Here is an 18,936-nt window from a genome sequence, read left to right on the forward strand (position 1 = left end):
GAGAAGGCAATGGCTATAGCGCATGCAAGACCTCTATTCCGCCCTCTGCCTCGTGGCCATCATCGAAGGCCTGTTCCTGTTCGTCGCGCCGCTGGCGTGGAAGCGGATGGCCGCACAGATGCTGGAGCAACCTGCTGCATCCCTGCGCGCAATGGGCGCAGCGGCGCTGTTCGTTGGCCTGGCCGTCCTCTGGTGGGTCCGCCACTGAACCAAACCCCGACGGCCATACCATCCTGAAGCCGTGGGGGTGGTAGCTGCCATGCAAAACCCGGATAATCCAGAAAAGCCGGTCGGGCGAGCTCCTTCAAGAGCATCCCCGTTCGGCTTTTTCCGTGTATGACCCTGGTGTTTGCCGGAGGCTCCCCGATGGGGTTTCCACCAAGGCTGACCATGGGCGGTACACGGCCCCGTCCGCGGCCCCGATGGCCGCAGCAAACTCAGGAGTTACCCGTCATGGGTCAATCAGTTGTCGTTCTCGGCGCCCAGTGGGGCGATGAAGGCAAGGGCAAGATCGTCGATCTGCTGACCGAGGAAATCGGCGCAGTGGTTCGTTTCCAGGGTGGTCACAACGCCGGCCATACCCTGGTCATCAACGGCAAGAAGACCGTCCTGCACCTGATTCCGTCCGGCATCCTGCGCGATGACGCGCTGTGCCTGATCGGCAATGGCGTGGTGATTTCCCCGGCCGCGCTGCGCAAGGAAATCGAAGAGCTGGAAACGGCTGGCGTGGAAGTGCGTTCACGCCTGAAGATCTCGCCGGCTGCGCCGCTGATCATGCCGTACCACATCGCCCTGGATCAGGCGCGTGAGAAGGCTGCTGGCGGCAAGGCCATCGGCACCACCGGTCGCGGCATCGGCCCGGCCTATGAAGACAAGGTGGCACGTCGCGGCATCCGCATCGCCGACTTGCATTACCCGGAACAGCTGGCTGAAAAGCTGCGTGCCGCGCTGGATTACCACAACTTCGTGCTGACCAAGTACCTGGGCGTGGAGCCGGTGGATTTCGACACCGTGTACCAGGAAGCACTGGCCTTCGGCGAATACGTCGAGCCGATGAAGTCCGACGTCGCCGGCATCTGCCATGACCTGCGCAAGCAGGGCAAGCGCGTGCTGTTCGAAGGCGCCCAGGGCGCGCTGCTGGACATCGACCACGGCACCTACCCGTACGTCACCAGTTCCAACACCACCGTCGGTGGTGCACTGGCCGGTACCGGCGTGGGCGCTGACTCGATCGATTACGTGCTGGGCATTGCCAAGGCCTATGCCACCCGCGTTGGTGGCGGCCCGTTCCCGACCGAACTGGACGACGAAATCGGCCAGGGCATCCGTGACCGTGGCGCCGAGTACGGCGCATCGACCGGCCGCCCGCGCCGCTGCGGCTGGATGGATATCGTCGCGCTCAAGCGCGCCGTGGCCATCAACGGCATCTCCGGCCTGTGCATCACCAAGCTCGACGTGCTCGACGGCATGGAAAAGCTGAAGGTCTGCATTGCCTATGAATACCGTGGCAAGCGTTCGGAATACGCACCGCTGGATGCGCAGGGCTGGGAAGAGTGCACCCCGGTGTACCTGGAGTTCCCGGGCTGGAGCGAGAACACCCACGGCATCACCGAGTGGGACCAGCTGCCGCCGGCCGCACGCGCCTACCTGCGTTCGCTGGAAGAACTGGCTGGCTGCCCGATCTCGATCGTCTCGACCGGTCCGGACCGTGACCACACCATGATCCTGCAGGATCCGTGGGGCTGATAGCGGCACCGTGATGCAACAGGCAACGCCCCGCGAAAGCGGGGCGTTGTCGTTCTGGGCTCGGAGACCCGCTTCAGCGTAGTGCCGACCCATGGTCGGCAACGAGGGGCACCGGGAATGCCCCAGCCGAGCATGGCTCGGCACTACCCTCCGGCTTTGCGATGGTTGGTAGCAGGTCGGCTTCACTGTAGTGCCGACCCATGGTCGGCAGCGAGCGGTAGCGGGAAGGCCCCGGCCGAGCATGGCTCGGCACTACAAAGGCCTTGGCAGCGTCGGAAAGCCCGCCGTCAGGGCTGATCGAGCGGGATGCCGTTGAGCTGCCGTTCGACGATCTCCAGGATGGTCGCAATGCTGACGCCGAACGAGCCCGCGTTGCCGGCACCAAAGGCCTCGCGCCATTGCCCATAGCCCTGCAGGTACGCCGGATCCGGGTCGCGTCGGCCGATCAGCTGCAGTTGACTGCGGGCCAGGGTCTGCTCGGTCACCGGGGCATGCGCCAGCTGGGTCATGAGGCCCTCGGCCAAGCGGGGGTTCCGGATCTGCAGCGCGTCCAGGGTGACATGGTAGATATTGCCGCCGCCCAAGGGATGCTGGTCAATGCGGTTGATCAGCAGGGTGGGGCGCTCGCCGTCATGACGGCCCTGGCAGGCCCACAGCTGGCCAACTGCATACTGATTGGGGGGAATGACTTGGCTCATCGGGGCAGGATCCGGGTGCAGGTGTGCCCGATGATGCAGGCAATGCAAACCCGGGACTTTTCTTCATTTGGCGGAAGCGTTCTTGGCCAGGTACTTATGGCCAGCGCTGTAGCCCCCACGGCTGGCTAGAATGGCTGGGCACGCCCCCGCTGCCCGCCTGACTGATCCGATGCGTATTGATCCCGCCGAAATCGAAGCCCTGTTCGACGCCATTCCCAGCGTGCTGTTCTTCGCCAAGGACAGCGAAGGGCGCTATACCCACGTCAACATGACCATGATGCAGCGGCTGGGCATGAAGTCGCGCAACGATGCGATCGGCAAGCGGGCCGACGAGCTGTACCCGGTGGGCATGAGCGAGGCCTATACCGAGCAGGACGCGCGGGTGCTGGCTGGCGAGGTCATAGAGAACGTGATGGAACTGCAGCTGTTCCCCAACCAGCAGCCGGGCTGGTGCCTGACCTGCAAGCGCCCCATTGTCGAGAACGGCAAGGTGGTCGGTTTGATCGGCATCTCGCGTGACCTCGGCCAGCGCGGTGGGTTGGAGTCGCAGTACGAGCCGCTGCGCTTGGCGCTGGATTACCTCAACACGCACTACGCCGAGAACGTGCGCATGCAGACGCTGCTGGATATCACCGGCTTCTCGCTGTCCAAACTGGAGCGCTCGTTCCGCAAGGTATTCCAGATGACGCCGCAGCAGGTGTTGACCCGCCTGCGCATCCAGATCGCGCTGCACCTGCTGCATGGCGAGGACAGTGTGGCCAGCATCGGCCAGGCCTGCGGCTTCAGCGATCAAAGCGCGTTCACCCGCAAATTCAAGGCCGAGGTCGGCATGGCACCACGCCAGTATCGGGCGATGATCGCCGAGCGGGCATTACAGGAAACAGCGCGCGCAGGGATATGACTTCCGGGAGTGTTGGGCGGCGGCGGTCGGGCAGATGATGGGATCTGCTGGGCATCCAGCCCATGTCCGTCAGGAGCTTCGATGCGCCGTTCCCTTGTTGTCGCGATCAGTCTTGCCCTTTGCTGTGCAGCCACGCCGGCCGTGTTTGCTGCCGAACCTGTTGCGGCAGGAGTGAGCCAGAGTGAAATCACCACGCAGCTGCCACGCACCGCACGGCCTGAGCACTACCGGGTGCAGATCACCCCGCATGCAGCGCAGATGCGTTTCGATGGCAAGGTGAGCATCGACCTGGAAGTGCTGCAGCCAACCTCAAGCATCGTGCTGCAGGCGGCGGGCATGCGCTTTGGCAAGAGCCATCTGCAGCCCGCTGGCGGCGGCAAGACGCTGCCGACCACGGTCGGTGTCGATGAGGCCAACCAGACCGCAAGCTTCACCGTTGCCGCTCCCTTGGTGCCCGGACGCTACACACTGGCCATCGATTACAGCGGCACCATCAACACCCAGGCCAATGGTCTGTTCGCCCTGGACTACCCGGTGGCCGATGGCAGCAAGAAGCGCGCACTGTTCACCCAGTTCGAGAATTCCGATGCGCGGCGCTTCATTCCCTCCTGGGATGAGCCCGGCTTCAAGGCAACGTTCGACCTGAGCGTCAACGTGCCGGAAGCGGAAATGGCGATCAGCAACATGCCGGTGGCCAGCAGCAGGACGCTGGGCAAGGGGCTCAAGCAGGTGGTGTTCCAGACCACTCCGAAGATGTCGACGTATCTGTTGTTCTTCTCCAGCGGCGAGTTCGAACGCGCCACCGTAGAGGAAGGCGACACCGAGATCGGCGTCATTGCGCAGACCGGCAAGGTCGAGCAGGCGCGCTTCGCGCTGGAAGGCAGCGCCGAGGTGCTGCGTGAGTACAACGATTACTTCGGAGTGAAGTATCCGCTGCCCAAGCTCGACAACATCGCAGCGCCGGGTGGCAGCCAGTTCTTCAGCGCGATGGAGAACTGGGGCGCGATCTTCACCTTCGAGTATGCGTTGCTGCTGGATCCGGCGGTCTCCAGTGTGTCGGACAAGAAGGCGGTGTTCTCGATTGCCGCCCACGAGATCGCGCACCAGTGGTTCGGCAATCTGGTGACGATGGCGTGGTGGGACGACTTGTGGCTCAACGAAGGCTTCGCCTCGTGGATGGAAGGCCGCACCACCCGTAAGCTGCATCCGGAGTGGGATATCAACAATGTCGATGCCGCGCACACCAGCCGCGGCGCGATGGGCCGCGATGCCTATGTCACCACCCATCCCATCGTGCAGCATGTGGCCACGGTGGAGCAGGCCAGCCAGGCCTTCGATGGCATCACCTATGGCAAGGGCGCGGCGGTGATCTCGATGTTCGAGGATTACGTGGGCGCCGATGCCTGGCGTGATGGTGTGCGTCGTTACATCGCAGCCCATGCCTACGGCAACGCAGTCACCGATGATCTCTGGGCCGAGATCGACAAGGCCGCACCGGGCAAGCGTTTCATCGAGGTGGCACATGATTTCACCTTGCAGCCGGGTGTGCCGCTGATCCGCGCCAGCAGCGGCTGCGTGGCCGGCAATACCCAGGTGAAACTGAGCCAGGGCGAGTACACCATCGACCGCAAGGACAAGCAGCCGCTGCATTGGCGCGTGCCGGTAAGCCTGCGCGTGGGCAACGGCGAGGTGGTGCACACGCTGGTCGACGGCGATACCAACGTGCAGCTGCCGGGCTGCAGTGGTCCGCTGCTGGTCAATGCCGGGCAGAAGGGCTATTACCGCACCTTGTATGCGCCGACGCAGTTCAAGACACTGAGCGCAGGCTTCGACAAGCTGCCGGTGGTCGACCAGCTGGGTGTGATGATGGATACCAGCGCGCTGGCCGCAGCGGGCCTGCAGCCCGATGCAGACCTGCTGGATTTGATCGCGAAGATCAGCGCCGACGCGCCCATCGATCTCTGGGATATGGCCTCCGGCACACTGAGCGGCATCGACGGGATGTTCGATGGCGATACCGTGCGGCAGGCCGCTTTCCGCAGTTACGCACGTTCGCGTTTGTCGCCAGTGCTGCAGTCACTGGGTTGGGACGGCAAGGACAGCGACTCGGCACAGACCAAGGAGTTGCGCAGTGGATTGATCGATACCTTGGCGGATCTGGATGACGCGGAGGTGATAGCAGAAGCGCAGCGCCGTTTTGATTCCTTCCTGGCCAAGCCTGATTCGCTGTCACCGGACCTGCGCAGCAGTGTGCTGGGTGTGGTGGCGCACAATGCCGACGCGGCAACCTGGGACAAGCTGCACACGCTGGCCAAGCAGGAAACCTCGGCAATGGTGCGTGACCAGTACTACGCGCTGCTGGCGGTGGCCAAGGACAAGGCGCTGGCGCAGCGTGCACTGGACATGGCGTTGACCGATGAGCCGGGTGCGACCAACAGCGCGGGCATGATTGGCGGTGTATCGCGCGAGCATGCGGATCTGGCGTTCGACTTTGCCGTTGCCCATCGCGAGAAGGTGGACACCCTGGTCGACAGCACGTCGCGTGCGCGTTATTACCCGGGCCTGGGCCGCAGCGCCGACAACCTGCAGATGGTGGACAAGATCAAGGCATTTGCGCAGGCGCATATCGCGCCGACCTCGCGGCGTGATGCCGAGACGGTGATTGCCGGTATCCAGACCAAGCTGCGGCTGCGCGCGGAGCGCAAGCCGCAGGTGGATGCGTGGTTGAAGCAGAAGGGATATTGAAAGCTGCAGCTGTTTGCTTGAAGCCCCTCTCCCGTTTACGGGAGAGGGGTTGGGGTGAGGGGAAGCTTCTAGCTAAGCAAGGTCAAAATCCCCCTCATCCGCCCTTCGGGCACCTTCTCCCGTAAACGGGAGAAGGGAGAGCGGAAGCCAAAACCAAAGCCAAAACCAAAACCAAAACCAAAACCAAAGCAGAGGCCAAAGCAGAAGCCAAAGCAGAAGCCAAAGCAGAAGCCAAAGCAGAAGCCTTCCACACTTGCTGTTGGCACCGCTCCAGGAAAACCCGGCGCTCCAGCTCCCCAATCGACACAGAAAAAGCAGCCGGCTTTCGCCGGCTGTTTTCATTTACGCATCAGGCATTCAAGCCCCGATCACGCCTCGACATCTTCCTTGTACGCATCCACCGGGATGCAGGCGCACATGATGTTCTTGTCGCCGTAGACATTGTCCACGCGTGCCACCGGCGGCCAGTACTTCTGCAGCTTCAGCGACGGCAGCGGGAAGGCAGCAAGCTCACGCGGATACGCATGGGTCCACTCGCTGGCCGACACTGCACCGGCAGTGTGCGGGGCGTGCTTGAGCGGGTTGTCCTCGCGGTCGAGCTTGCCATCTTCGATGGCCTGGATTTCCTCGCGGATCTGGATCATCGCGTCGATGAAACGGTCCAGCTCGTGCTGCGATTCGCTCTCGGTCGGCTCGACCATCAGCGTGCCGGCAACCGGGAAGCTCAGGGTCGGGGCGTGGAAACCGAAGTCGATCAGGCGCTTGGCCACGTCCTCGGCACCGATGCCGGAGGTCTTCTCCAGCGGACGCACGTCGAGGATGCACTCATGCGCCACCAGGCCGTTGCGGCCGGTGTACAGCGTGGCGTAGTGCGGGGCCAGGCGCTTGGCGATGTAGTTGGCGTTGAGCAGCGCAACCTGGGTTGCCTTGCGCAGGCCGGCGGTGCCCATCAGGGTGATGTACATCCAGCTGATCGGCAGGATCGAGGCGCTGCCGAAGCTGGCGGCGCTGACCATGCCGACCGGGCCGTTGTCGCCGAGCTTGCCCGGCAGGAACGGGGCCAGGTGTGACTTCACCGCACATGGGCCAACGCCCGGTCCGCCGCCGCCGTGCGGGATGCAGAAGGTCTTGTGCAGGTTCAGGTGCGACACGTCCGAGCCCCACTTGCCGGGCTTGGCCACGCCGACCAGGGCGTTCATGTTGGCGCCGTCGGTGTACACCTGGCCGCCGTGCTTGTGGATGATCTCGCAGATCTCGACCACTTCTTCCTCGAACACGCCGTGCGTGGACGGGTAGGTCATCATGATCGCGGCCAGGCGGTCGCTGTACTTCTCGGCGTTGCGGCGGATATCTTCGACATCGACGTTGCCGTTGCTGTCGGTCTTGGTCACAACTACGGTCATGCCGCACATCTGTGCCGAGGCCGGGTTGGTGCCGTGCGCCGAGTCCGGGATCAGGCAGATGTCGCGATGGCCTTCGTTGCGCGAGCGGTGGTAGGCGCGGATCGCCAGCAGGCCGGCGTACTCGCCCTGCGCGCCGGAGTTCGGCTGCAGGCTCACTGCGTCATAGCCGGTGCACTCGACCAGCATCGCTTCCAGGCCGTCGATCAGTTCCTTGTAGCCCTGCGCCTGGTCGGCCGGTGCCAGCGGATGGATGTTGGCGAATTCCGGCCAGGTCACCGGGATCATCTCGGCGGTGGCGTTGAGCTTCATGGTGCAGCTGCCCAGCGGGATCATGGTGCGATCCATCGCCAGGTCCTTGTCGGCCAGCGAACGCAGGTAGCGCAGCATTTCGTGCTCGCTGTGGTGCGTGTTGAACACCGGGTGGGTCAGGAACTCGCTGCTGCGCAGCAGGGCCTTCGGCAGCGCGTCGGCGGTGCTGGCATCCAGTGCGTCGACATCGACGCTGGCGTCGAACAGTTGGCCCAGTGCGATGACGTCGGCGCGGGTGGCGGTTTCGTCCAGGCTGATGCCGACCGAACCGACATCGATGATGCGCAGGTTGATGCCGGCGGCTTCGGACTTGGCCTTCAATGCGGCCGAATCAACGCCGGTGATGTGCAGGGTGTCGAAGAAGTCGTTGCCGACCGCCACGCCCTTGCCACGCAATGCGGCGGCGAGGATCGCGGCCAGGCGGTGGGTACGGCGGGCAATGCGCTGCAGGCCTTCCGGGCCGTGGTAGACGGCGTACATCGAGGCCATCACCGCCAGCAGCACCTGCGCGGTACAGATGTTGGAAGTGGCCTTCTCGCGGCGGATGTGCTGCTCGCGGGTCTGCAGGGTCAGGCGGTAAGCGGCCTTGCCTTCGGCATCGACCGAGACGCCGATCAGGCGGCCCGGCATCGAGCGCTTGTAGGCATCACGGCAGGCCATGAAGGCGGCGTGCGGGCCGCCGAAACCGAACGGCACGCCGAAACGCTGGCTGTTGCCGATGGCGATGTCAGCGCCCCATTCGCCGGGAGCGGCGATCAGGGTCAGTGCCAGCAGGTCGGTGGCGACGGCGACCAGGCCCTGGCGGGCGTGCACGGCCTCGACCAGCGCCTTGTAGTCGCCAATGTTGCCCAGGCTGTCCGGGTACTGCAGCAGCACGCCGAAGGTATCAGCGCTCAGCGCCTCGGCCGGCTTGCCGATCAGCAGCTCGATGCCCATCGGCTCGGCGCGGGTGCGCAGCAGCTCCAGCGTCTGCGGGTGCACGCTGTCCTGCACGAAGAAGACCTTGGACTTGGACTTGGCCGAACGCTTGGCCAGGGTCATCGCTTCAGCCGCGGCGGTGGCTTCGTCCAGCAGCGAGGCGTTGGCGATCTCCATGCCGGTCAGGTCGGCGACCATGGTCTGGAAGTTGATCAGTGCTTCCATGCGGCCCTGCGAGATCTCTGCCTGGTACGGCGTGTACGCCGTGTACCACGCCGGGTTCTCGAGGATGTTGCGCAGGATCACGTTCGGCGTATGGGTGCCGTAATAGCCCTGGCCGATGAAGCTGCGCAGGACCTTGTTCTTGTCAGCGATGGCGCGGATCTTGGCCAGCGCGTCGACTTCGGTCAGCGACTCGGGCAGCGCCAGCGGCGCCGGCGACTTGATCGAACCCGGCACGATGGCGTCGGTGAGTGCTTCGAGCGAATCATGGCCAACGGTGCGCAGCATCTGCGCGATTTCAGCGTCGTTGGGGCCGATGTGGCGGTCGACGAACGCGGAGTGGTGTTCGAGTTCGCGCAGCGAAGAGGTGTTCTGGGTCATGGCTGACGTCCGGAGAAGGCATGCAGGGCAGGGGCGGTGAGCCAGGCTTACCCTGCTGCCGTCCGGGTGCCGCGCACGCGCGCCACCACAGTCGGCAAGCCAAAGGCTTGCCTCGCGCCCCTCTGTCCTTTTGCCTGAGAGTTTGGAAGCGACGCGACGAGGATCGTGCGCTTCGTGCACCTTCGGCGCCGGATTGAACCGGTCTCTCCAGAGTTTTGATGCAGGTGGTATCGGGCCTGAGCGATTACGGGCGTTTGCGCCTTCGGCAGCGGGGTCAACCGCTTCTCCCACCGTGTTCGTACAGCCCGCCGATTATAGCCCGGTATGGCCCGGTAAAGGTCCGGGGCAGACCCGCGCGGCGGCTTGGATTACCATCTACCTCCCGGTTCCGGGATCGCGCCTTGCGGGCGTTGGCCTGGCGACTCCAAAGTCGCTGGTCAATCCGGCTAAATGTCCGGACAATAAGTCTTCCGGTCGCGCGGCACAGCCTTGGGCCTTGGCCCTGTTCATTCTGAATTCCCACCCCGCACCGGACATTGCCGGTGCCGTTGCTGGTCGTTGAAACTGATGGAAGCAAGCAAGCAGGTCTCGCTGCGTCGGATTGCCATACTGGTCGGCGGACTCTCGATGTTCGGTCCGTTCGCGATCGACGCGGTATTCCCCGCATTTCCCCATATCGGCGCCGATCTGGGCGCCGACAAACTGGCCATGCAGCAGGTGATCAGTGTCTATCTGCTGGCCTATGCGCTGATGAGCCTGGTGCACGGTGCGCTGTCCGATGCGCTGGGACGCAAGCGGGTGATCCTGGGCGGGCTGGCGGTGTTCATCGCCGCCTCGGTCGGCTGTGCACTGGCCACCGACATGACGACCTTGCTGTTCTTCCGTGCGCTGCAGGGGTTGTCGGCCGGCGTGGGTTACATCATCGGCCGCGCCGTCATCCGCGATCTCTATGATGGCGATGATGCGCAGCGCCTGATGAGCCAGGTTTCGATGATCTTCTCCATCGCCCCGGCCATCGCCCCGATCATCGGCGGTTGGCTGCTGGGCTGGAGCAACTGGCAGGGGATCTTCTGGTTCCTGGTGGCGTTCTCCACGGCCTTGTTGCTGATCACCATGACCTGGTTGCCGGAAACCCATCCGCCGCATGCGCGGCTGTCCCTGCATCCGGCACGCCTGCTGCGCGATTACATCAGCATCGCCCGCAATCCACGCTTCCTGCGGTTGGCGGCGGCGGGCTCGTTTGGCTTTGGCGGCTTGTTCCTGTACATCGCCTCGGCACCGGCCTTCATCCTGGATCTGTTGCAGCTGAACGAGCGCCAGTTCGCCTGGCTGTTCATCCCCACCATTGGCGGCATGGCCCTGGGTGCCTATGCCTCGGGGCGTGCGGCCGGGCGCATGGACGGCGCGCGCGCGGTGCGCATCGGCTACGGCTGTATTGCCGTGGCGACGTTGTACAACATCGGCTACAACGCGCTGGCACCGCAGATGAGCGTGCCATGGGCGGTGCTGTCACTGCCATTGAGTTCGTTCGGGGTGGCGCTGATCTTCCCGATCCTCAGCCTGGCGATCCTGGATATGTACCCGCGCCAGCGCGGTACAGCCTCCTCCATGCAGGCCTTCAGCACCTTGCTGACCAATTCCATCATCGCTGGACTGTTGTCGCCGCTGCTCAGCCGTAGCGGGCTGTGGTTGGCGATCGGCGCAGGCCTGTTTGCCGTAGCCAGCGCAGCGGCCTGGAAATGGGAACGCAACAGCCTGCGCGCCCAGCGTGCGGCGGCCGAACCCTGAGTCCACCACCGCGTCATCACCTCCATAAGCGACAATAGCGTCGCCGCCATCACCGGCGACCGTTCACGAGTACTCAACGATGTCGATCCAATCCAAGGGCCGCCGCGAGGCGAAGAAGAAGCTGGCCGAGCGCGAGCGCAACCAGGCCGAGGCCAACCCGCCGGCAAAGGCGAAGGTTGAACCACATGCCGAGCTGCGTGACCAGCACCGTGCGCTGTTGGCCGGCATCGTCCGCCGCGATGGTGAATGGGTGCTGGGCATGGACGGCAAGATTGCCGGCGAGACCACCAGTGCCGCACGCGTACTTGCGCTGATCATGCAGGCCGCCGAATGGCATGAGAACAACGACACCCCGGTACGGCTGATGTATTCGGATGCACTCAAGGACGCCGCGCACGCGGAAGCGGCCGAGCAGGGCATCGACTTCGATACCTACAAGCGCAATCTGGCCGGTGAGCTGGGTGTGACCGGCAAGGCGGCGGCAGGTACGCATTGAGGCTGCGCGCAAGCTTGAAACCGACAAGGGCGCCGTTGGCGCCCTTGTCGTCTGCAAACGGCACAATCTGCGCTATCCATTGTGGGAGCGGCGTAGGCCGCGACACACGTACAGAGCCCCCACCGCAGCGGGGCTTGGCCTTTGCTGAAACTGTTGCCAAGGCTGGTTCGAGGTCCTGCTTTATTCCATCGGTGAAGCCTGCCGAGCACGGCTCGGCACTACGGGGAATACGCGCGGGCAAGCGGCGTGCACTGCGGAATTCGGCAGAGGGCAACGCCTTGGCCGCAGCATCGTCGGATATCAAGGCTTCCCTGATCTGTCGCACCAGTGGGTGATGGCGATTGGGTTCTGCCTTTCCCTGGCAAGCGCGCAGTTCTCCCTGATGGCGGCGGCATCCGCAGGCGACGGGCTACCAGCAGGTGTGGAACTGCATGCCATCAGGACCAGCAGTATTGGCATTGCGCACGGCAGGCGGGTGAGAAGCGTCATCGACTTGCTTGTTCCTTGAACGTGGGAGCCGTCTGGAGACTCCGCGGCAGCCGCAGGCCTGTGCGGGCTCGGTAGTGGGGCGTAAAAAGTCGCAGGCGCCGTTGTGGCTATAATCCTGCCACGACGTCCCCTGAGCATGGAGGCACACCCGATGTCTGTTGCAGCTATTCCCGATGTCTCGCTGGTTGATAACAGCGAGCAGCGTACCCCCTTGATTCTGGTGCTGGACTGTTCCGGCAGCATGAGCGGGGCGCCCATTGCGCAGCTGAATGCCGGGCTGAAGCTGCTGGAGCAGGAGCTCAAAGGCGATGTGATCGCCGCCAAGCGCGTGCGCGTGCTGCTGATCGAGTACGGCGACATGGACCACGCGGCGGTCACCGGCGACTGGTGCGATGCGATGGATTTCAGCGCGCCGGAGCTTTCCGCCAATGGCACCACGCCGACCGGTGCGGCGGTGGAACTGGCGCTGCAGGAGATCGAAGACGAAAAAGCCCGCTTCCGCCAGGCCGGCGTGGCCTATACACGGCCATGGCTGTTCCTGATGTCCGATGGTAATCCCACTGACGCCTGGGAGGCGGTGGCAGAACGTTGCCGCGATGCCGAACAGGCGAACAAGGTGGCGGTGTTTCCGATTGGGGTAGGCAACGCCGACATCGGCGTGCTCGGTCAGTTCAGCCGCAACGGCGAGCGCGGCGTGAAGCGGCTGCAGGGGCTGCAGTTCAAGGAACTTTTCATGTGGCTCAGTGCCAGCATGCGGGTGGTGTCCAACTCGACCCCCGGTGGCCAGGTACAGCTGCCGTCGACGGACAGCTGGTCGCACGTGTCGGTTTGAACATGCGCTGGCGGGTGATGGCCGCATCGGCCACGGGGCGCTCCCATCTTGATCGTGGGCAGCCCTGCCAGGATGCCTATGCATCCTCCTGTGTCGGCGGCGTACTGGTTGCTGCTGTCTGCGACGGCGCGGGCTCGGCCTCGCATAGTGATGCGGGGGCTGGGCTGGTGTCTTCGGCGGTGGTGGCCGCGGTAGCCGCGCACCGTCAGCTGGGCAGTCATCCTGCCGGGCTGGAAGTCGATGCGGTCAGGACGATCATCGAGGCGGCACTCGTCGTGGCGCGTGAGCAGCTGGCCGCCATGGCGGCGGCACGTCAGTTGACGCTCGCCGACCACGCCTGCACCTTGGTAGGTGTGGTGGCGGACGCGCGCGGTGGCTGGTTTTTCCATGTGGGTGATGGCGTCGCGGCCTGTGAGTTCGCGCCGCCGCAGCCGGCGGCGGTGTCGTTGCCAGCCAATGGCGAGTATGCCAACGAGACCTGGTTCGTCACCGGCGGCAACTGGCGCGAGCAGTTGCGTCTGACACGGTTTGCCGGCAGCGTGCAGGCCATTGTGCTGATGTCCGATGGCGTGCAGCCGTTTGCGATGACGCGCGATGGCAGCGGTTTGTTCCAACCCTTCATCGCACCGGTGCTGCGCTACCTGGGCGGCGTGGATGCCACGCATGGCAGCCAGGCCTTGCAGGCGACGCTGGCCGATCCACGTACCGATCACATCACCGGCGACGACAAGACGTTGCTGGTGGCGTTGCCGGCCTAGGCGCATGGCTGCGCAAGCCGGCGACCTCATCTACGACGAGCAGCGTACGGCGCTGACCCTGGGCCGGCTGCTGAAGAGCGGTGGAGCGGGCAGTGTGTTCCTGATCAAGGAACGCCCGCTGGAGGTTGCCAAGCTCTACCATTCCAACAAGGGCGGTCAGGTCTACGAACGCAAAGTGCGGGCGATGCTGGAGCTGCGCCCGGACCTGCCCGATGTCGAGGACAAGGGCGTGCGCCAGGTGCAGATTGCCTGGCCTACCGGCTTGCTGCGCGACAAGGCGGGCGGCTTCCTGGGCTTCACCATGCCGGTGCTGGATGTGGCAGCCACCAGCGACCTGGAACATGTGCTGCAGGAGCGGCAGGCGCGCGAAGAAGGGCTGCCTACCGCGTTGGGCCCGAAGATGACCCTGGCCGCCAATCTGGCGGTGATGCTGGCAGCGCTGCACGAACGCCAGCACTACGTGGTGGACCTGAAGCCGCTCAATGTGCGCTTCTATCGCAAGTCCCTGTTCATCGCGATGCTGGATTGCGATGGCTTCAGCATCCAGGGCAAGGGCGAACGTTTTCTTTCCGAACAGGTCACTACCGATTACCTGGCTGCCGAATTCCAACAGCGCGGCGTTGTCGCCGGCGAGGAAGAGGCACAGGACCGATTTGCGCTGGCGGTGATGGTGTTCCAACTGCTCAACTCGGGCCTGCACCCCTATAGCGGCCGGCCCAACGGGGCGACATTGCCCAGTGATCTGCCTGGGCGGATTGCGGCCCATCTCTATCCCTATGCACAGGGCAAGGGCGAGACGCGAATACTGCCTTCGCCGGTCAGTGGCCATGCGGCGTTCCCGGCCGAGCTGCGTGACATGTTCGATCGTGCGTTCGCCAGCCAGGCACGGCGGCGCCCGGCTGCGGCGGAATGGTCATCGTTGTTGCTGCGCTATGCACGTCGCAGCAACGGCTTGTTGGTGAAATGTGCGAAGGACGGCGCGCATCAACATTTCAGCGGCCTGCCGTGTGCAGGCTGTGCGCGTGCCGAGTTGCTGGCAAGCAGCGCGCGTGCCGCGCAGTCGCGGGCAAGGCAGGCGACTGCCACCGGCACGAAAGCTGCGCGTGTACCACGCCGTACCCGCGCCGCCACCCCCAATGTGGCGGCGGCCCTGACCGCGGCAACACCGGCACCGGCGACGCAGCCGGTTGGGCTGGGTATGCGGGTGTTTTTTGCGGTCATTGGGCCGGTGCTGTTGGGCTGGGCAACCACCTGGGGAATGGCGGCCTATCGTGACTACCTGTCGGACAAGGATCCGGGCTGGTGGTTGACGCTGGGGCTGGGCTTCCAGAGCGGCCTGCTGTTGGCGGCGGTGCTGCTGTTCATCGTGTGCGTGCCCGTGCTGATTCTGAGCAAGCGTCCATGAAAGTTGCCATCGGCATATTCGTCGCGCTGCTGATGCTGCTGATGGTGACGGTGTTTGCTGGCTGGGTGGGCGTTTACATCTATGGCGGCGTCGAGTGGATCGGGCATCTGTTCGCCACGGGCATATTGCCGGATGGGAGGGCTGCGTTCCGTGCCGGCGTGCTGGTGGGTAGCCTGGTTTCGGTAGGTTCGCTGCTGCGTGTGGCAATCAAGGACAAGTCCCATGCGTATGCCGGCGCGGCGCTGGTCGTGGGGCTTGGGTTTGCCTTCATGCTGTTTGCCACCCGCTTGTCTCCCTACGTCAGGGTTGCGGAGGGCGCGGCGCAGAGCGTGGATGTGGCAACCGCTTCATCTGCAGCCAGGCGCAGCGAGATGCCCGAATGGTATTCGCGCAGCAGCTACGAGCGCGACGCGGCTGGAAAGGTGCATGCATTGGCCAGGGCTGCTGCACGCCAGGATCAGTTGGGGGTAGATGCGGGACTGGAAGAGCTGCAGCGATGGGCGCGCACCGGAGTGCGTATTGGCGGCGACCGCGAGGCGTTCAACGCCGCGCGGGACAGGTTCAATGCCACCTTCGACATACCGGAGGGCCGTGAAACAAAAGGAAAGCTCAGCCGGGAGCGGCATGCAGCGCTGAGGGCGATGTGGCAGGCGGTACCCGAGGTGGATATCGCCGGACGGCGGGTGCTCGTGCAGGAGATGACGGTGCTTGCGTTTGCGTTGCGGCTGAAGGCCGAGCGTGGCACCGCTCAGGATGCAACGGCGGACGACGACGGGGTGCTGGATGAAAAACTCATCGAGCTGATTCGGCTGCAGGAGGCCATCCTTGGCTATGCACCGAGGTCTGCCGAGTTCTGGTCCAGTTATGCGGCTACCATCGTGGATGCCGACGAAGAGGTGGCGTTGGGAGCGTTGCTGATTGCCGATCAACTGCGGCGTTCGGCCGCATCCGGTCGCTCTGCGATGCGCATGTCGATCAGCGATGAGATGCTGTTTCAATCGGATATGCGGATAGGCACCAGCCTGTTGCCACGGGCCTCGGTCGCGCGTCTGAGCGTTCTTGAAGCGCGTGCTGCGGCAATCAACGGTACGACCGCGCCGGTAGATGGCGATACCCCGACTGAAGCGGGAGAGACGGCATCTGCAGAGCAGGCGCTGCCCGCACCGCAGTTCGTGCACACCGGCAAGGGCTTGTTGCCTTCGCCGCGACCAACGCCTCCCGGGGGGCTGCCTGCGCACGCTACGGAGGCGTTGGTGCGGGTTGACCTGCCGTCCGCCGGGTTTGAACAGCAGCAGCGGCCGGTCGTGCTGCCGCCATCGGGTCTAAGCAGTGGTGGCAGCGTGCTGGTGGCGGTTGATGTACTGGCCGATGGCAGCATCAGCTCGGTCCTGGTCGAGCGCAGCAGCGGCGACCCGGCGTTGGATGACGCGGTGCGGTGGTCGGCGCGGCGCTGGAAAGCGCTGACGCCTATCGCCGCGAAGGGCGAGCGGCGGCGGGTCCAGTTGCGCTTCGAATCGCCGGTGCCGGTCGAGGAGATCCCTGGCTGGCCGCCACCGCCCATGGTGCCGGGCAGGGAGCCGGTGGCGGCAGCGGACACGGTGCCGACACCACGCCCGGTTTCGCCGTTCGCCGTGCAGCACTTGCAGGAGCTGTTGGCACGCCAGGCGCGTTTCAATCCGGCGCGCTATCCCGCCGCCGCCTGGAAGGAAAAAGCGGGTGGCAGGGTGGTGTTGGCAATCCGGCTGGCAGGTTCCGGTGAGGTTCGCGGTGTCAGCATCGCCCAGAGCAGCGGCAATGCACTGCTGGATAGTGCCGCCCGCGAAGCTGCCTTGGGCTGGCGTGTCTCCCCTGGGGAAGCGGCAGCCGATGTGGATGAAGTGACGCTGCATCTGCCGGTGGTATTCAGGGCGGAGTAGGGCCGTTGATCAAGATTCGCTCGGTTCCCCGCTACAGCGCATCGTGTGGCCAAGGCCCGGCGAAATCGAAGAAGTGTGGTGTCGCTGCAAGAACGGCGGGGAGCCGTGCTTGCGGACCGTTACAGTCCGTGGCGTTCGAAGAGCGCGCGGTAGATGTTCGGCTCTTGCCCGTTGGCTGAGAACATGGGGTGTCGAGGATCGCGCTGCCACACTTCCAGCATGTTTGCGATTCTCCGTAGCTCGGCTATGAACGCCTGCTGCCGTGATGCCTTGGTGCTCTTAGTCGTTGCAGCATGTTCGGCAATGCTCGTGCATTCTTCGTAGAAATCACGGGAGATATTGTCCCGTCGTATGCCAAGCTTTGACAGTTCGTCCGCGAGAATCCTGGGGCCGGACCATTCGATGGGATTGCGGGAAGTCGGGAGGCAGATGGTGATCACCGCCACAATGAAAGCCATTACAAGGATGAGAAGCGGTATCAATTCTTGGCTCCAGTTGCGTGCATGTTCCAAGCCGTTTCAATGCATCAAGAGAGGAAGGGGCGAGATGGCTGCTGTCCGCAGTCCTGCTCAATAGTCACGCGCTGCATCGAACCATTGCTGTGCAAGATCATCGTTCACGCCCAGGCGCAGGGCATGCTCGGAACGGCCGAGCTGCCAGATCGCCTCGCCGAGGTCGTCGCGTTCGGAGGTTTCGATGCCCTTGAGCGTATTGAAGTGTATGGTGAAACGGGTAAGGGCAGCTTCCCCTTCGGCAAGAGTTTGTGCAGCTCTCAATGCCGCCAAAGCTGCATCGAACGCTTCATTGGCCTGCTTCGCCAAGCGCTTTGGCCACGCCGAAAAGGGGCGGCCGAATTCGCTTTCCCACCAACTGGCTTCGCGAAGCTGCGAGACCGACGCATGTCCGGTCCACGGGCGCTGTTGGGCGCGTGCCTTCAGTTGCTGACGCAGGCGCTTGCCTGCAGCTTCTTCGACATTGAAGGCAATCAAACCATCCAGCGCGGGCCAGCAGCTCAGTGCTGGCAGGCCTGCCAATGACGGCATGTAGCGCAGCTGCAGGCTCTGTAGCTGCGGCTGTGCTGCAAGCGCTTCAAGATCGACGAAATTGCCATACAGGCTCAGCGACTTCAGATGCATGAAGCGCGACAGGCATTTCAGCGAGATCGGGCGTGCCATCGGCGTGTTGATCAGCATCAGGTCGTGGACGTCATGCAGTTCGCCCATGTCCGGCAGTTCGAAAACAGTGGCTTGCCTGCGTGAACCCGTATCCGGGGCAAGCGACAGGGAGCGGGGCAGTTGCCCCAGGGTCGAGAAGCGACTGATATCGCCGGAGACACTGAGGTGGAGATTTGCCGCGATTTCCTGCCCTGGCAGGAGCAGCTGCAGGCTGGCTTCAGCGTGGTCCAGTTGAATCGCCAAGGTGCGGATGTTGGATTGGGCAGCATCGACTACGGTGTCCGTATCGAGTACAGGCACCCAGGTCAGCTGCTCGATGGGACGCTGGCGGGCCCATTCGAAGATGCTCTGATCCGCGCCTGTGTAATGGATCACCCGTGGCCAGGGGGACCCAGCGGGCGTGGCGAACGGATTGAAGACTGCCCAGTTGATCCGGAGATCAGGGGCAACCTGAAGATCGGATTTGCCTGCAGCTGCGGCAGGTGCAATCACCAGGCTGCCTACGCCAAGCGTACGCACCAAGGTGTGGCTGCCTGCGCCGGTGAGGTCCAGCGGATAGCTGCCTGGCCCGGTGAGTGTGGCATCAATGCGGTTGTCTGTTGCGGTGTTTCTGCTGCCCATGTTCATCCTTGGCGTGGCCGCCGCTCATCCATGTGGTTCTGGCGTTGCTGCGTGTGCTGGTGCCAGCGCAACAAAACCTGCGGGGAATTGTATTTCTGTTTCCCCGAAGTGCGTGGATAACCATGCCATGGCA

Annotated in this window: 14 protein-coding genes and 1 riboswitch; of the genes, 10 read left to right on the forward strand and 4 right to left on the reverse strand. The window is 64.0% G+C overall.

Annotation, left to right across the window (positions count from 1 at the left end; genetic code table 11):
* Nucleotides 1-22 precede the first annotated feature (22 nt).
* Both ACVOLQ_RS03005 and ACVOLQ_RS03010 read left to right on the forward strand, forming a co-directional pair.
* Entirely contained in the window at nucleotides 23-208 is a 186-nt protein-coding gene (locus ACVOLQ_RS03005) for a DUF2065 domain-containing protein (protein WP_481527015.1), read from the forward strand.
* Between the two features lie 245 nt (nucleotides 209-453).
* Nucleotides 454-1,746 carry an adenylosuccinate synthase gene (locus ACVOLQ_RS03010; protein WP_312918213.1) on the forward strand — a complete coding sequence of 431 codons (1,293 nt, stop codon included), beginning with the start codon at nucleotides 454-456 and terminating at the stop codon, nucleotides 1,744-1,746.
* 287 nt (nucleotides 1,747-2,033) lie between these two features.
* Here ACVOLQ_RS03010 and ACVOLQ_RS03015 read toward each other — a convergent pair whose 3' ends face one another.
* A complete protein-coding gene (locus ACVOLQ_RS03015; RefSeq protein WP_481527016.1) occupies nucleotides 2,034-2,444 on the reverse strand; it encodes a hypothetical protein in 411 nt (136 codons plus the stop codon).
* 169 nt (nucleotides 2,445-2,613) lie between these two features.
* On the opposite strand from ACVOLQ_RS03015, the gene ACVOLQ_RS03020 reads away from it, so the two are divergent.
* Both ACVOLQ_RS03020 and ACVOLQ_RS03025 read left to right on the forward strand, forming a co-directional pair.
* A complete protein-coding gene (locus ACVOLQ_RS03020; protein WP_313493631.1) occupies nucleotides 2,614-3,345 on the forward strand; it encodes an AraC family transcriptional regulator in 732 nt (243 codons plus the stop codon).
* An 81-nt stretch (nucleotides 3,346-3,426) separates the two neighbouring features.
* Nucleotides 3,427-6,090 carry a M1 family metallopeptidase gene (locus ACVOLQ_RS03025; RefSeq protein ID WP_481527017.1) on the forward strand — a complete coding sequence of 888 codons (2,664 nt, stop codon included), beginning with the start codon at nucleotides 3,427-3,429 and terminating at the stop codon, nucleotides 6,088-6,090.
* A gap of 368 nt (nucleotides 6,091-6,458) precedes the next feature.
* Here the strand turns inward: ACVOLQ_RS03025 and gcvP are convergent, their stop codons facing one another.
* Nucleotides 6,459-9,323: an aminomethyl-transferring glycine dehydrogenase gene (gene gcvP, locus ACVOLQ_RS03030; protein ID WP_481527018.1), complete on the reverse strand. Its 2,865-nt coding sequence runs from the start codon at nucleotides 9,321-9,323 to the stop codon at nucleotides 6,459-6,461.
* A gap of 112 nt (nucleotides 9,324-9,435) precedes the next feature.
* Nucleotides 9,436-9,544: riboswitch (glycine riboswitch) on the reverse strand.
* A 346-nt stretch (nucleotides 9,545-9,890) separates the two neighbouring features.
* On the opposite strand from gcvP, the gene ACVOLQ_RS03035 reads away from it, so the two are divergent.
* The 6 genes from ACVOLQ_RS03035 (at nucleotide 9,891) to ACVOLQ_RS03060 (ending at nucleotide 17,007) form a co-directional block, all read left to right on the forward strand.
* A complete protein-coding gene (locus ACVOLQ_RS03035) occupies nucleotides 9,891-11,111 on the forward strand; it encodes a multidrug effflux MFS transporter (protein ID WP_481527019.1) in 1,221 nt (406 codons plus the stop codon).
* A 79-nt stretch (nucleotides 11,112-11,190) separates the two neighbouring features.
* Nucleotides 11,191-11,607 carry a hypothetical protein gene (locus tag ACVOLQ_RS03040; RefSeq protein WP_313172964.1) on the forward strand — a complete coding sequence of 139 codons (417 nt, stop codon included), beginning with the start codon at nucleotides 11,191-11,193 and terminating at the stop codon, nucleotides 11,605-11,607.
* Nucleotides 11,608-12,247: 640 nt separating this feature from the next.
* A complete protein-coding gene (locus ACVOLQ_RS03045) occupies nucleotides 12,248-12,928 on the forward strand; it encodes a vWA domain-containing protein (protein ID WP_313172965.1) in 681 nt (226 codons plus the stop codon).
* Between the two features lie 2 nt (nucleotides 12,929-12,930).
* Complete coding sequence (locus tag ACVOLQ_RS03050; RefSeq protein WP_481527050.1) at nucleotides 12,931-13,686, forward strand: PP2C family serine/threonine-protein phosphatase; 756 nt, start codon at nucleotides 12,931-12,933, stop codon at nucleotides 13,684-13,686.
* A gap of 4 nt (nucleotides 13,687-13,690) precedes the next feature.
* Complete coding sequence (locus ACVOLQ_RS03055; RefSeq protein WP_481527020.1) at nucleotides 13,691-15,091, forward strand: hypothetical protein; 1,401 nt, start codon at nucleotides 13,691-13,693, stop codon at nucleotides 15,089-15,091.
* Nucleotides 15,088-17,007, forward strand: coding sequence for an energy transducer TonB family protein (locus ACVOLQ_RS03060; RefSeq protein ID WP_481527021.1), 1,920 nt, complete (start codon nucleotides 15,088-15,090; stop codon nucleotides 17,005-17,007). The genes ACVOLQ_RS03055 and ACVOLQ_RS03060 overlap by 4 nt, the downstream gene beginning before the upstream one ends.
* A 119-nt stretch (nucleotides 17,008-17,126) precedes the next feature.
* Here the strand turns inward: ACVOLQ_RS03060 and ACVOLQ_RS03065 are convergent, their stop codons facing one another.
* Nucleotides 17,127-17,519, reverse strand: coding sequence for a hypothetical protein (locus tag ACVOLQ_RS03065; protein ID WP_481527022.1), 393 nt, complete (start codon nucleotides 17,517-17,519; stop codon nucleotides 17,127-17,129).
* A 57-nt stretch (nucleotides 17,520-17,576) separates the two neighbouring features.
* The gene (locus ACVOLQ_RS03070) at nucleotides 17,577-18,803 is read right to left on the reverse strand and encodes a hypothetical protein (RefSeq protein ID WP_481527023.1); all 1,227 of its coding nucleotides are present in this window, start codon (nucleotides 18,801-18,803) and stop codon (nucleotides 17,577-17,579) included.
* Nucleotides 18,804-18,936: the final 133 nt, after the last annotated feature.

It is taken from the genome of Stenotrophomonas sp. STEN031 (assembly GCF_056759975.1).

Coding starts and splice junctions, on each gene's coding strand:
- ACVOLQ_RS03005 (WP_481527015.1), top strand. CDS start 23: ATGCAAGACCTCTATTCCGCCCTCTGCCTCGTGGCCATCATCGAAGGC.
- ACVOLQ_RS03055 (WP_481527020.1), top strand. CDS start 13,691: ATGGCTGCGCAAGCCGGCGACCTCATCTACGACGAGCAGCGTACGGCG.
- ACVOLQ_RS03025 (WP_481527017.1), top strand. CDS start 3,427: ATGCGCCGTTCCCTTGTTGTCGCGATCAGTCTTGCCCTTTGCTGTGCA.
- ACVOLQ_RS03015 (WP_481527016.1), bottom strand. CDS start 2,444: ATGAGCCAAGTCATTCCCCCCAATCAGTATGCAGTTGGCCAGCTGTGG.
- ACVOLQ_RS03035 (WP_481527019.1), top strand. CDS start 9,891: ATGGAAGCAAGCAAGCAGGTCTCGCTGCGTCGGATTGCCATACTGGTC.
- ACVOLQ_RS03010 (WP_312918213.1), top strand. CDS start 454: ATGGGTCAATCAGTTGTCGTTCTCGGCGCCCAGTGGGGCGATGAAGGC.
- ACVOLQ_RS03020 (WP_313493631.1), top strand. CDS start 2,614: ATGCGTATTGATCCCGCCGAAATCGAAGCCCTGTTCGACGCCATTCCC.
- ACVOLQ_RS03040 (WP_313172964.1), top strand. CDS start 11,191: ATGTCGATCCAATCCAAGGGCCGCCGCGAGGCGAAGAAGAAGCTGGCC.
- ACVOLQ_RS03050 (WP_481527050.1), top strand. CDS start 12,931: ATGCGCTGGCGGGTGATGGCCGCATCGGCCACGGGGCGCTCCCATCTT.
- gcvP (WP_481527018.1), bottom strand. CDS start 9,323: ATGACCCAGAACACCTCTTCGCTGCGCGAACTCGAACACCACTCCGCG.
- ACVOLQ_RS03070 (WP_481527023.1), bottom strand. CDS start 18,803: ATGGGCAGCAGAAACACCGCAACAGACAACCGCATTGATGCCACACTC.
- ACVOLQ_RS03060 (WP_481527021.1), top strand. CDS start 15,088: ATGAAAGTTGCCATCGGCATATTCGTCGCGCTGCTGATGCTGCTGATG.
- ACVOLQ_RS03045 (WP_313172965.1), top strand. CDS start 12,248: ATGTCTGTTGCAGCTATTCCCGATGTCTCGCTGGTTGATAACAGCGAG.